Origin of the sequence: Gilliamella sp. B3464 (assembly GCF_026536145.1) — a bacterium.
In the GTDB taxonomy this organism is placed as follows: Bacteria; Pseudomonadota; Gammaproteobacteria; order Enterobacterales; family Orbaceae; genus Gilliamella.
The window spans coordinates 112246-126015 of sequence record NZ_JAFNOQ010000006.1 but is presented as its reverse complement, the minus strand read 5'-3'; the positions used below and the strand labels follow the sequence as shown (position 1 = coordinate 126015).

The window sequence follows — 13770 nt, the reverse complement described above, 5'->3', positions numbered from 1 at the left end:
GTGGTTTTTTTATATTTTAGATATTTAAAGTGGGATAAATTATTTGTCTTCAACCACTATTGCTTTTTTAATATAAATGGGTTCAACAGGAACATTTTGGTGAGGTCCCATACGTTTAGTTGGTACCGCGGCAATTTTATCAACCACATCCATTCCTTTAATTACTTTACCAAATACTGCATAACCATATTTTTCTGGTGATTGATAATTAAGAAAATCATTATTTACTAGGTTAATAAAAAATTGGCTAGTTGCACTGTTGATTTCACTGGTTCTTGCCATGGCAATAGTGCCACGATCATTTTTTAGACCGTTATTTGCTTCATTTTGAATTGGAGTAGTATTATCTTTGAATTTTAATTGATCATCTGCGCCACCACCTTGGATCATAAAACCTGGGATAACACGGTGGAAAGTTAAATTTTCATAAAATCCGCTTTTGACATAATCAATAAAATTTTTGCTAGAAATAGGCGCATGTTCGCTGTCTAATTCAATTTCGATATCACCCATACTGGTTTGTAATAGTACTTTTGTATCAGCATAAGCAAAAGTAGTAGCCATTGTTAACAACAATGAAGCAAATAACATTTTGATTTTATTCATATATTAAATTCCTTATCCAATTTAGTTGGCAGATTATACCGAATATTAAACTATTTTAAATGACAAATATGTAAAATAAGATAAAAATTTGAGTTTTAGTTCACAATAATACTGTTCTATATCGTATGACTTATTTAAAGTTGTTATCTTTAATTAACTATTAGCATTCCTCACATAGCTTTAATTAAATAGAAACATTTAAATGCCACATTTATTTTGTTGAATTGTATTTTGAAATAGAATGAGAACTCATGCGTTGTATTTTATGTAATATGCCATTAGCTTTAAGCCATCATGGCATTTGTTGTCAATGTGTGAACAATTTACCTAAGTTAAATAAAGTGTGTCAGCAATGTTGCTTACCACACTCTTTATTTACTGAGATCTGTTACCGTTGTCGAGACAATAAACCAAAGTATGACAAGCTTATAGCAGTGAGTGATTATATTAATCCATTGAAAAAACTTATTCACCAGTTAAAGTTTTATCATAAAACTGAATTTGCTTTAGCATTAGCTAGATTGATGTTTTTAGCGTGGTATCAACAACGAGAAGTAGACGGGTTAATGAAACCCGATTTAGTGACATGTGTCCCGTTACATCATTTACGATATTGGTCTCGTGGTTATAATCAAGCCGAATTATTGGCTAACCCCATTGCTAAGTGGTTAGGTCGTGATTTTTATCCGCATTTATTATATCGTAAACAGCGAGCTTTAGATCAAAAAACACTTTCATTGCAACAACGAATTGATAATGTTGATACCCTCTATTTTTGTCGGGAAGATCTTACTAATCAATCTGTTATGCTGATAGATGATATAGTCACTACCGCCAATACTATAAATGTTATTAGTCAACAATTGAAAAACTGCGGTGCAATAAGTGTTCAAGTCATTTGTTTATGTCGCACAGTATTGTAAAATCATAAACAATCCCTATAATAACCAACAGAGTTAGTCAACTATTATAATCAGTGATGCTCATAATTATTCATTGAATAACCGGCATCAAAGTGAGGGGTTTATGTCTATTATTACCATTTCTCAAGCAGCTCAACAGCATTTTAAAAAATTGCTTGCTAATCAAGCGGATGGAACACAAATTCGGGTGTTTGTTATCAATCCTGGTACCGCAACAGCGGAATGTGGCGTGTCATATTGTCCCGCTGATACTGTTGAAGAGAGTGATATTGAAGAAAAGCAAGATGGTTTTTCTGTTTATATTGATGAGATCAGTGCTCCATTTTTGGAAGAGACAGTGATTGATTATGTAACCGACGAACTTGGCTCACAATTAACATTAAAAGCACCAAACTCAAAAATGAAGAAAGTTGCAGATGATGCACCGTTAATCGAGCGCGTTAATTATCTGATTCAAGCTCAAGTTAATCCGCAACTTGCTAGCCATGGTGGTCATGTGAGCTTGGTTGAGTTGACAGAAGATAATTATGCCATATTACAATTTGGTGGAGGTTGTAATGGTTGTTCGATGGTGGATTATACCTTAAAAGAAGGAATCGAGAAGCAGTTACTGGCCGAATTTCCAGAATTAGCAGGGGTGAAAGATATTACTGAACATCAAGCCGGAAGCCACTCTTATTGTTAAAATAATTTCTAATTTAATCTTGCTTATTGCTAAGATTAAGTCATAATCAAATGCTGTTTGCCAATTCACTTTATGATGGGGTTTTATGAATCAAGTTAGTATTATTTCAGATCTTATCGTTTGGATTGAGAAAAATCTGGAGCAGCCATTATCTATAGATAATGTTTCGCAAAAATCAGGTTATTCTAAATGGCATTTACAACGAATGTTTAAAGAAGTAACCGGTCAAGTGCTTGGTACTTATATTCGTCATCGAAGGTTAACTTACGCTGCACTTTCTTTACGAATGACCAGTAAACCTATATTAGATATTGCAATGCAATATCGTTTTGATTCCCAACAAACTTTTACCCGTTCATTTAAAAAACAATTTAATGAAACACCGGCAAGTTATAGGCGTAGTGAATATTGGGATCCAACAGGATTAACGCCAGCCATTGAACTCAATAAGACGCGATTGTCGCTGCCTGAACCCACATTTGTCACTATGCCTAAACAGACTTTTTGGGGAATTACTTATAAAAATAACTGTAATCTAAGTAAATTATTAGATGAAGAGATTAAATTAAGAGTGCAATTTTTTCATAATTATTTAACGCGTTATGCTAATAAAAATGAAGCGTTGCCAGAAAGAATTTATGCATTTAATCGAATACTAAAAAGTAAAGATAATGCCAATGAGCAAGAACTTTTTTATACTATTGCATTAGAACACAATAATAACCTTGAACATATTGAACAATTTGTAAGTGAAGGTGGATTGTATCTTTGTTTTAAATATTTCGGACCACCAGAAAATTTTAAAGATTTTATTTCGCAAGTCCACTTGGCTGCTATGCCTGCATTAAAAGTTCGTTTACGTTCAGGGTGTTTAATTGAAATTCATCATAATTTGCATGATGATTCGGTTAAATCAGTCAAAAATCTTCAACGCATTGAGTGTGATTATTGTGTGCCCGTCATTACTGAAAATGAAATTCGCCAAAAAAATGGTGGATAAAATTGTTTCATTCCCTTTTTTACTAGTCATTTAATAAGTTTTGTTCTAACCAATATTTAAATTCAGGCGATGCTTCTTTTAGACTATTTGAACCACGAGTGACAGTGGCAATACCAATGCCAAGCTGTTCTTTTAATTGACGCTGATTAATTGAACCATCTAACAAAGCATGGACAATTTTTACTCGGGTAATTAATGCATCTCGTTCATCGGCAGTTAATAGGAGTTTTAATATATCAAGCGAATAGCCATCATTAAATGCTTGATGTAATATTTCAACGGTTTGTTGCCATTCTTTATTTTTCATCTTGTTCGTCATTAATATTGTTGGTTAAATTCAATTGTGGTTAGAATCCCTACGTTTTCTTGCTTTAAAATGGTTTTGTAAATGTAATCATAAGTTAATACATTTTTCACGTAATTACGGGTTTCGGTAAAAGGGATACTATCAATAAATGAGACAGCATCAAGTTTGCCGCCACTTTTATTAAGCCATTTTTTTACACGATTAGGGCCGGCATTATAAGCACTAGAGGATAAAATACGATTATTATTATTTTGTAAATAGACACTATTTAGATAGTAAGTTCCAAGTTGTATATTGATTTCAGGATCAAATAATTGAGCAGGGGAGATATAGGTTACATAACCCATTTTTTTAGCTGTATCTTTAGCTGTTGCCGGCATAAGTTGCATTAAACCACTTGCACCGACGGGAGATTGTATTGTGGTATCAAGTGCGCTTTCTTGGCGCGAGATAGCTAATGCGTAAGAAAGCGGTATAACTTTGTCTTTTAATGCATTGTTATATAAGTTTTGATACATAATTGGGAGCCTTTCTGTCCAATTATCCCATAATTTTCCCGAGATTGTTGCTTGGATACTGAGATCGCCCCATCCTTTTTGGTAAGCGTATCTAGCTAACTGTAAATAATCATTATTGGGTAGATTCCTTAATGCATATCGCCATTCACGGTTTGACTCTGATATCATGCCTAAAAAACGTAATTCATTAATTCTTTTGATAAATGCTTGACTATCATATTGAGTATTTAATTTGCTACGTTCTGCAGCTGAAAGGTCTTGTGATAAATTGACAAGTATATAAGGTTGATTAAGTGTTTGTGCACTAATCATACCGTAAAAGCCTCGATTATTGCTTAATGTTTGTAAAATGGTATGGGCTTGTTCACGTTGATTATTGTTAAGTAGCACGCGTGCTTGCCAATATTGCCAATCGTCTTTCAACTGATCTTTTGGATCAAGCTGTGTTAACCAATAAGCAATATCTTTAAAATCGTTGTTATCAATCGCGACACGGATACGTTTTTCAACTAATGGCGTGTCATGTGTTTTGGCAATAAAATTATCACGCCACTCAATTTGTTGCTGCGTTGCTGAATCATTAAAGAAACGATCAGCCAAGCTTTTTTGTAAAACAATTTGCTCTTCTTCAGTTAGTGCTTGTTGTTCAATAAGTTTTGGTAAAATTGCTTCGGCCAAATTCATATCAGCTTTAGCTAAACGTGCAAAGGAAGCAAGAACAATTTTTTTAGTAAATTTACTCGCTGTAATATTTTTTGAAAATTCACTTAATTTTTGTGGATTATCAAATAGAGCAAGTAAATGACTTTTTGTGGTTTGATAACTACTATCTAATGTGTTTGCTAAATATCGTGCCAGTTTTATGTTGTTGGACTCAAGGGCGAGTTCGATGCGTAATAATATCATATTTCCGGTCTGTTTACCGGTTTGTGACCATGCATTAATTAGCGAGTCACAGGCTGAAGGCAGTTCTTTGCCTGTCATCCATAATGATTCAATTTCATTGTAAATGGACTCATTATTACTATTTTGTTGTAATTGGGCATAGAGATTTCGGCAATTTGCTGCAGGTGACCCATCTTGTGGAAAATTGACAATCGTGTTCCAATCTTGACGATTAGTCAATTCTGCCAGGTAAGCTTGTATCAATGATGAAGTTAACGGAAAGTCATTATATTGCGTGATGAAATTTCTGACTAATTCGGGTGAAACAACTTTAATATTACTTTGCAAAAATTGTACAGCAGCATAAGGATAAAGAGGATAAGTTGTTAACTCGTTTAGCAAAGCTTGTTGTTCTTCAAAACTTAATGATTGATAAGAATTGGTCCATTTTTGATAGCTAGCTCGCAAGTTAGTCTGAGCATTGCTTGCAAAACTACTATTAGCTATTAGTAAAGTTATCAATAAAAAAGAACGCAATACTAAACTCATCCTTTAACTCCGGTAGCATATTAGTTTATTAGATTAGCATATTTTAGCGTTATTCGTCGATAAGCAACGTATATTTAATTCCTAGTAAAATAGTCAACTAAATACTTGACTAAACTAAAAGGATATATACAATACATCCAAAATATAAAGAGGAGATGATCAATGAAATTGACTTCAAAGGGGCGATATGCGGTAACAGCAATGTTGGATGTAGCACTACATTCAAGCTCTGGTCCGGTTTCACTTGCCGATATTTCAGAACGTCAGGAAATCTCATTATCTTATCTTGAACAATTGTTTGCGCGTTTACGTAAAAATGGCTTAGTACTAAGTGTTAGAGGACCAGGTGGTGGTTACGTGCTAAGTCGAAGTATGGATCAAATTGCAATTAGTTCGATTGTTAAAGCTGTAGATGAAACAGTTCACGCCACAAAATGCCATGGTCAAAATGGCTGTCAAGGTGGTGTTAGATGTTTAACACATAGTTTATGGAATGATTTAAGTGAACGCATTGATGACTTTTTAACAAGCATTACACTAAGTGAATTAGTGAATAATAAGGAAGTTAAAGCGGTAGCAGACCGTCAAAGTCACATACAGCAAGTTAGGATTAACTAATAAATATATAATACAGAATTTGTAATTGGGAGTAATAAATGAAACTACCTATTTATATGGATTATGCAGCGACAACGCCGGTTGATCCTAGAGTAGCTGAAAAAATGATGCAATATTTAACACTCGACGGTATATTTGGTAATCCGGCATCTCGATCTCATAAATTTGGATGGCAGGCCGAAGAAGCGGTAGATATAGCAAGAAACCAAATTGCTGATCTAATTGGTGCAGATTCACGAGAAATTGTGTTTACCTCTGGCGCTACAGAAGCCGATAATTTAGCCATTAAAGGGGCTGCCCATTTTAATCAAGCCAAAGGTAAACACATTATTACCTGTAAAACGGAACATAAAGCGGTACTTGATACTTGTCGTCAATTAGAACGAGAAGGCTATGAAGTGACTTATTTGGCCCCTGAATCTAATGGAATATTGGATTTAGATAAGCTTGCAGCTGCAATGCGTAGTGATACAACTGTTGTATCTATTATGCACGTTAATAATGAAACAGGCGTGGTTCAAGATATTGAAAAAATCGGTGAGATGTGCCGAGAACGAGGTATTGTTTTTCATGTTGATGCAACGCAAAGTGTTGGTAAATTACCGATTGATTTAACAAAGTTAAAAGTCGATCTTATGTCGTTTTCTGGACATAAAATTTACGGTCCTAAAGGCATTGGTGGGCTTTATGTAAGACGTAAACCTCGTGTTCGTATCGAAGCACAAATGCATGGTGGTGGTCATGAACGTGGTATGCGCTCAGGCACGTTACCTGTGCATCAAATTGTTGGGATGGGCGAAGCCTATCGCATAGCTAAAGAAGAAATGGCTACTGAAATGCCGCGACTATTAGCACTTAAAAATCGCCTATGGAATGGTTTAAAAGATATTGAAGAGGTTTACTTAAATGGTTCGTTAGAGCACAGTGCACCCAATATCTTAAATGTTAGCTTTGCTTATATTGAAGGCGAATCATTGATGATGGCTTTAAAAGATTTAGCTGTTTCATCTGGCTCTGCTTGTACTTCAGCTAGTTTAGAACCTTCATATGTTTTGCGTGCATTAGGATTAAATGATGAACTGGCTCACAGTTCAATCCGTTTTTCATTAGGCCGTTTTAGCACTGAAGAAGAAGTGGATTATGTAATTAAACTAATCAAAAATTCTATTGGCAAATTGAGAGATTTATCGCCACTTTGGGAAATGTTTAAAGATGGCGTTGATCTAACAAAAATTAAGTGGTCAGCCCATTAAAATTAGGAGCAAATTATGGCATATAGTGAAAAAGTCGTTGATCATTATGAAAACCCACGCAATGTTGGCTCTTTCGATCAAAATGATCCTAATGTTGGTAGTGGTATGGTTGGTGCGCCAGCGTGTGGCGATGTAATGCGATTACAAATCAAAGTGAATGATGCGGGTATTATTGAAGATGCTAAATTCAAAACTTATGGTTGTGGTAGTGCAATAGCATCCAGCTCTTTAGTCACCGAATGGATTAAAGGTAAATCGTTAGATGAAGCGCAAGCGATTAAAAATACTGATATCGCAAAAGAACTTGCATTGCCACCTGTTAAAATTCACTGTTCAATTTTAGCCGAAGATGCAATTAAAGCCGCAATTGATGATTATAAAACTAAGAAAGGGCAAGGTTAATGGCAATCACATTAACAACAAGTGCAGCAAATCGAGTTCAATCCTTTTTGGCTAATCGCGGAAAAGGTGTTGGGCTTAGGTTAGGTGTAAAAACATCCGGTTGTTCAGGTATGGCTTATGTCTTGGAATTTGCTGATGTGATTAATGACGATGATAGCGTTTTTGAAGATAAAAATGTCAAAGTGATCGTAGATAAAAAAAGTTTAGTTTATATTGATGGAACAGAACTTGATTTTGTCAAAGAGGGTTTAAACGAAGGCTTTAAATTCAATAATCCTAATTCTAAGAATGAATGCGGTTGTGGCGAAAGCTTTAATGTCTAGTTGGAGCTATCATTATGGATAATTACTTTGTGTTATTTCAGTTACCTGTACAGTTGCCGGTTGATTCAAAACAGTTAGCGCTTCATTATCAACAGCTACAAAGACAATATCACCCAGATAATTTTGCGACTGCAAATGACAGCGAAAAATCGGCTGTTGTACAAAAATCGGCTAAAATTAATGATGGTTATCAAACATTAAAAAATCCGATCAAAGCGGCTGAATATTTTTTATCGTTACAAGGTTTTGATATTGCAGCAGAACAGAGCATTATTCATGATGCCGATTTTTTAATGGAGCAATTTTCTTTGCGTGAAAGGCTTGATGACATTGAAAATCAAGCTAATTTTACCTTGTTAGATGATTTTCATGCAGAAATTATTGAACGTGAAAAAACAGTTTATAATCAATTACTAGCGCTCATTGCTAAACAAGATTGGCAAACTGCACTTAATCAACTCTATAAAATCCGTTATCTCACTAGATTGATTGAACAAATCGAGAAGTTACAAGAAAAGCAATTTGCTTTATAATTTTAAGATTAGTCGCACGTCAACAGAGATAGATTAAATGGTATTATTACAGATCAGTGAACCAGGACAAACACCAGAACCCCATCAACGTCGTGTGGCGGTAGGCATTGATCTTGGTACAACAAATTCACTCGTCGCAACAGTTCGTAGTGGACAATCCGAGGTTTTACCTGATTTAGACGGTAATGCTTTATTGCCATCAGTTGTTCATTATGGCATCGATCATGATGATAATCCGGTTATTACCGTTGGAAAGAATGCTAAAGATAATGCTGCCAACGATCCCAAAAATACAGTAAGTTCTGTTAAAAGGTTAATGGGCAGAAGTTTATCCGATATTCAATTTTCGCATTTTCCCTACGCATTTTCACAAACTGAAAATGGCGTACCCTTATTAAATTTACCTAATGGCCAAGTTAATCCGATTCAGGTTTCAGCCGAAATCTTAGTTGCTTTAGCCAATAGAGCAAAACAGACATTACAAAGTGAAATTGATGGCGCGGTGATTACTGTTCCTGCCTATTTTGATGATGCTCAGCGGCAAGCAACCAAAGATGCTGCAAAGTTAGCTGGATTGCATGTACTTCGTCTTTTAAATGAACCAACCGCCGCCGCGATTGCTTATGGTTTAGATTCCGGCAAAGAAGGGGTGATTGCCGTTTATGATTTAGGTGGCGGAACGTTTGATATTTCTATCTTGCGCTTACATAAAGGGGTGTTTGAAGTATTAGCAACGGGGGGCGATTCTGCACTTGGTGGTGATGATTTTGACCGACTACTTGCAGATTATCTAAAAAAACAAGTCGGTCTAGAAACTAACACTGATCCCCATATCAACCAAACAATTATTGATGAAGCGGTTAAAATCAAAATTGCACTAAGCCAGAAAGATTCTGTTTTAGTCAACATAGAAGGTCAATCTTTAACTATAACACGTAAACAATTTGAAGCGTTAATTGAACCGTTAGTCAAACGCACATTGGCGGTTTGTCGCCGGGCATTAAAAGATGCTCAAACTGATATAAGTGATATCGTTGAAGTTGTGATGGTCGGTGGTTCTACTCGCGTTCCGTTAGTTCGTAAACTTGTCGGCGATTATTTTAAAACTGAGCCTTTAACGTCGATTGATCCGGATAAAGTTGTTGCTATTGGTGCAGCAATACAGGCGGATATACTCGTTGGCAATAAGCCAGATTCCGACATGCTATTGCTTGATGTTATTCCCTTGTCTTTAGGGATAGAAACGATGGGCGAATTGGTTGAAAAAATTATTCCACGTAATAGCACCATTCCTTGTGCGAGGGCGCAAGAATTCACCACATTTAAAGACGGACAAACGGCGATGATGATTCATGTTTTACAAGGTGAACGTGAAACTGTTGCTGATTGCCGATCACTTGCAAGATTTACGTTAAGGGGTATTCCTCCTATGCCTGCAGGTGGAGCACATATTCGTGTCACTTTTCAAGTTGATGCTGATGGTTTGTTAAGTGTCACCGCAAAAGAGAAATCAACAGGCGTTGAAGCAGCGATCCAAGTCAAGCCATCTTATGGGTTAACAGATAAAGAAATCGCGTCCATGATTCAAGATTCTATTAGCTATGCACAGCAAGATAAACAAGCTAGGATGCTCGCTGAACAAAAAGTTGAAGCCGCACGAGTTCTTGAGAGTTTGCAAAGCGCCTTAGATAAAGACGCCGATTTATTAAGTGAAAATGAACTGGATCAGATTTTAGCAGCTAAACATCAATTACAAGCCGTAAGTGAATTAGATGACAGTTATGCCATTGAAAAACAAATCAAAGTTGTTGATAAAGTGACACAGGAGTTTGCTGCTAAGCGAATGGATAGGTCAATTCGTCATGCTTTAACTGGTCATAAAGTTGATGATATTTAACTAACGAGATTATTATGCCAAAAATTACTTTTTTACCTAATGCCGATCTTTGTCCTGATGGATTAACTGTCGAAGCAGAAGAAGGCGAATCTATTTTAGAAGTTGCTTTGCGCAATGACATTGAAATTGAGCATGCTTGTGAGATGTCTTGTGCTTGTTCAACTTGCCACTGTATTGTTCGAAAAGGATTTGATTCACTCGAAGAGAGTGATGAACAAGAAGACGATATGCTGGATAAAGCGTGGGGTGTTGAACCGCATAGTCGCTTAAGTTGCCAAGCCCGAGTGACCGATGAAGATCTTGAGGTTGAAATCCCAAGATATAGTCTTAACCACGCTAAAGAAGATCATTAATCAGTCGCCTTTATGGCGGCGCCTAATTTACTTATCATTTGAGATTTTAATTTTTTCTATTTTTCTTTGATTTTGATATCGTTGTGATTTTTGTCACATTTTTCTTATCAAAAATAATACTTTGCTATTAACTTGATTATCGTTTTGGTATAGTTGATTTATAGACATGTGCTGAAAAATAAACAGGTGTTTATGAATCATAGAGAAAAGCAAATCTTAACAATTATCCGTAATAATCCGCTTATCCAACAACATACAATAGCTGACATGTTAGGTATCACTCGCTCGAGTGTTGCAGGTTATATTATGACACTGACTCAAAAAGGCTATATAAAAGGAAAGGGTTATATTTTATCAGAAAATAATCATATTGTGGTGGTTGGTTCGAGCAATATGGATGTGACTGGATATTCAGATAAGAAATTAGTTTATGGTGATTCAAACCCAGGCAAAATTGCTTGTACACCTGGTGGTGTCGGTCGTAATATTGCTGAAAATTTAGCATTATTGGGACAAGATACTCATCTGGTTTCTATGATAGGTGATGATTTTTATGGCATGCAATTGATTGAGCACACGCGAAAAGCTGGCGTTAATATGGATCATTGCCACGTTGTAAAAGGGGATAGTACTTCAACTTATCTTTCTCTATTAGATGAAGCTGGTGAAATGATTCTAGCTATCAACGATATGGACATTATTGATAAGTTAACACCAAGTTTATTAAATGAGTCAAAACAATTGATTCAACATGCAAAATTATTAATTATTGATTGTAATTTACAATCAGAGGCTTTGGCTTGGTTATTCAGTAACGCAGGCTCAGTCCCTATTTTTGTTGATACCGTTTCAGCCTTTAAATCGCATAAAATAAAAGATTGGTTATCACATATTCATACTTTAAAACCTAACCGCCTTGAAGCTGAAATGTTAAGTGGCATAAAAATTAATAGCGATAAAGACATACCAGCTGTTATTGATTGGTTTCATAAACAAGGCGTGCAGCGTATAGCGATCAGTACGGGTGCTGAAGGTGTTTATTACAGCGAAATCAATGGTGAGCAAGGTTGGTCCGCTTCTATTCCTACAACAATTATTAGCGTTACAGGTGCAGGTGATGCGATGCTGGCTGGCCTTGCTCATGGCTATTTGGATAATATGAGTTTTTATCAAAGTGTGAGATTTGCTCAAGCGTGCTCATCTTTAACGTTATCATCTGAATTTACCAATAATCCAAATCTATCTATTAATTGTGTTCAAAATATATTGGAGTCTGTTTCATGAATAATGTATCTACCTATAATCAATATCTCGATATCTCGCCAGAAGTTAAACAAGCGCTTGACAATAATCAACCTGTCGTTGCTTTAGAATCGACCATTATTTCACATGGCATGCCTTATCCGCAAAATGTGGAAACCGCATTAAAAGTGGAAGAAATTGTCAGAAAAAATGGCGCAATTCCTGCAACGATTGCGGTAATTAACGGTCGATTAAAAGCTGGGTTATCAAAAGAAGAGATCACCATTCTTGGTAAAGAAGGATTAAATGTAACAAAAGTAAGCCGTCGTGATTTACCAGTTGTTGTAGCCAATAAACAAAATGGTGCGACAACCGTTGCAGCTACAATGATTATTGCTGAATTAGCGGGTATTCGAGTTTTTGCAACCGGCGGGCTTGGTGGCGTTCATCGTGGCGCTGAGCATACCTTTGATATTTCAGCCGATCTTCAAGAACTCGCTAATACAAGTGTCGCTGTAGTTTGTGCTGGTGCCAAATCAATTTTAGATTTAGGTCTAACGATGGAATACCTTGAAACATATGGGGTACCTGTGGTTGGTTATCAAACCGAAAAACTGCCGTCGTTCTTTAGCCGAACTAGTCCGTTTGATGTTAGCGTAAAACTAGATAGCGCTAAACAGATTGCCGACATGATTAACGTAAAATGGGATTTGGGTTTAAAGGGTGGCGTTGTGGTTGCAAACCCTATTCCTGAACAATATGCAATGGATGAGCAAATTATTTCCGTTGCGATTGAAAAAGCGTTACAAGAGTCGGTTGAGAAAGGGATTAAAGGTAAAGAAACCACGCCATTCTTGTTAGCAAAAGTGGTAGAAATAACGGGTGGTAATAGTTTAGAAGCTAATATCAATCTCGTCTTTAATAATGCTAAATTAGCATCAGAAATAGCAATAAATTATTGCCATATTAAATAATTACTATTAAATTTTTAGTCTAAAGGAAGAATAGCTATATTTATTTAATGCACTTCCTTTAGGTATTATCGCTTTAGTACCTGTAATCCTAAAAATATTTGTTTGATTTGTTAAAGTCATTATCGTTACTCTTTATGAATTACTCCTTGCATTAGTTAATTATTTACGTATAATTGACGCACTTTGTTTGTTGAATTTTTGATAAGCAAATGCGTATGAAGATATAATCCTTATTTAATAATATTGAATTATATCAACAATACTCCCGATTTGGGGGTTACGAAAAAGAACGGATTACACTCTCCTGTCAATCGAAACAGGGTAAGAGGAGTAGTCTTTTGTTATAACTTTTAAATAGTGGAGCTCTGGTCTCATGTCGAACCAAAGAATCCGTATCCGGTTAAAAGCGTTTGATCATCGTTTGATAGATCAATCAACTGCTGAAATTGTAGAAACTGCGAAGCGCACAGGCGCACAAGTTCGTGGTCCTATTCCATTACCGACACGCAAAGAGCGTTTTACCGTATTGATTTCTCCGCACGTTAATAAAGACGCGCGTGATCAATATGAGATTCGCACTCACAAACGTCTAGTTGATATTGTTGAGCCAACTGAAAAAACAGTTGATGCTTTAATGCGTCTAGATCTTGCTGCCGGTGTTGATGTGCAGATCAGTTTAGGTTAATCCTAGGCTGAATGATT

Annotated in this window: 16 protein-coding genes; 13 read left to right on the top strand and 3 right to left on the bottom strand. The window is 35.9% G+C overall.

Annotated elements, in window-relative coordinates:
- Positions 1-39: 39 nt before the first annotated feature.
- On the bottom strand, positions 40-606 hold the full coding sequence (locus J3U57_RS08645; protein WP_416379670.1) for a peptidylprolyl isomerase: 567 nt from the start codon (positions 604-606) through the stop codon (positions 40-42).
- 251 nt (positions 607-857) lie between these two features.
- On the opposite strand from J3U57_RS08645, the gene J3U57_RS08640 reads away from it, so the two are divergent.
- From J3U57_RS08640 to robA, 3 genes are all read left to right on the top strand, one after another.
- Positions 858-1529: a phosphoribosyltransferase family protein gene (locus tag J3U57_RS08640; protein WP_267344393.1), complete on the top strand. Its 672-nt coding sequence runs from the start codon at positions 858-860 to the stop codon at positions 1527-1529.
- A gap of 109 nt (positions 1530-1638) precedes the next feature.
- On the top strand, positions 1639-2214 hold the full coding sequence (gene nfuA, locus J3U57_RS08635) for a Fe-S biogenesis protein NfuA (RefSeq protein WP_267333970.1): 576 nt from the start codon (positions 1639-1641) through the stop codon (positions 2212-2214).
- An 85-nt stretch (positions 2215-2299) separates the two neighbouring features.
- Entirely contained in the window at positions 2300-3214 is a 915-nt protein-coding gene (gene robA, locus J3U57_RS08630) for an MDR efflux pump AcrAB transcriptional activator RobA (protein ID WP_065634442.1), read from the top strand.
- A 22-nt stretch (positions 3215-3236) separates the two neighbouring features.
- Here the strand turns inward: robA and trpR are convergent, their stop codons facing one another.
- Positions 3237-3521, bottom strand: coding sequence for a trp operon repressor (gene trpR / locus J3U57_RS08625; protein WP_218056877.1), 285 nt, complete (start codon positions 3519-3521; stop codon positions 3237-3239).
- A gap of 11 nt (positions 3522-3532) precedes the next feature.
- The gene (sltY, locus tag J3U57_RS08620) at positions 3533-5473 is read right to left on the bottom strand and encodes a murein transglycosylase (protein WP_267344394.1); all 1941 of its coding nucleotides are present in this window, start codon (positions 5471-5473) and stop codon (positions 3533-3535) included.
- A 162-nt stretch (positions 5474-5635) separates the two neighbouring features.
- Between sltY and iscR the strand changes: the two genes are divergently transcribed.
- The 10 genes from iscR (at position 5636) to rpsJ (ending at position 13753) form a co-directional block, all read left to right on the top strand.
- Positions 5636-6091 (top strand): Fe-S cluster assembly transcriptional regulator IscR, encoded by a 456-nt coding sequence (iscR, locus tag J3U57_RS08615; RefSeq protein WP_065634445.1) that lies wholly within the window; start codon positions 5636-5638, stop codon positions 6089-6091.
- A gap of 38 nt (positions 6092-6129) precedes the next feature.
- Entirely contained in the window at positions 6130-7344 is a 1215-nt protein-coding gene (locus tag J3U57_RS08610; RefSeq protein WP_065634446.1) for an IscS subfamily cysteine desulfurase, read from the top strand.
- A 15-nt stretch (positions 7345-7359) separates the two neighbouring features.
- Complete coding sequence (gene iscU / locus J3U57_RS08605) at positions 7360-7746, top strand: Fe-S cluster assembly scaffold IscU (RefSeq protein ID WP_065634447.1); 387 nt, start codon at positions 7360-7362, stop codon at positions 7744-7746.
- Positions 7746-8069, top strand: a complete 324-nt coding sequence (iscA, locus tag J3U57_RS08600) for an iron-sulfur cluster assembly protein IscA (protein WP_065634448.1) — start codon at positions 7746-7748, stop codon at positions 8067-8069. Before iscU ends, iscA begins: the two co-directional genes overlap by 1 nt.
- 14 nt (positions 8070-8083) lie before the next feature.
- Positions 8084-8602, top strand: coding sequence for a Fe-S protein assembly co-chaperone HscB (hscB, locus tag J3U57_RS08595; protein ID WP_267344395.1), 519 nt, complete (start codon positions 8084-8086; stop codon positions 8600-8602).
- Positions 8603-8639: 37 nt separating this feature from the next.
- Positions 8640-10499, top strand: coding sequence for a Fe-S protein assembly chaperone HscA (hscA, locus tag J3U57_RS08590; RefSeq protein WP_267344396.1), 1860 nt, complete (start codon positions 8640-8642; stop codon positions 10497-10499).
- Between the two features lie 14 nt (positions 10500-10513).
- Positions 10514-10852: an ISC system 2Fe-2S type ferredoxin gene (gene fdx / locus J3U57_RS08585; RefSeq protein ID WP_065634451.1), complete on the top strand. Its 339-nt coding sequence runs from the start codon at positions 10514-10516 to the stop codon at positions 10850-10852.
- Between the two features lie 192 nt (positions 10853-11044).
- A complete protein-coding gene (locus J3U57_RS08580; protein ID WP_267333934.1) occupies positions 11045-12136 on the top strand; it encodes a PfkB family carbohydrate kinase in 1092 nt (363 codons plus the stop codon).
- Entirely contained in the window at positions 12133-13068 is a 936-nt protein-coding gene (locus J3U57_RS08575) for a pseudouridine-5'-phosphate glycosidase (RefSeq protein ID WP_267344397.1), read from the top strand. The genes J3U57_RS08580 and J3U57_RS08575 overlap by 4 nt, the downstream gene beginning before the upstream one ends.
- Positions 13069-13441: 373 nt before the next feature.
- Entirely contained in the window at positions 13442-13753 is a 312-nt protein-coding gene (gene rpsJ / locus J3U57_RS08570; protein WP_006120582.1) for a 30S ribosomal protein S10, read from the top strand.
- Positions 13754-13770: the final 17 nt, after the last annotated feature.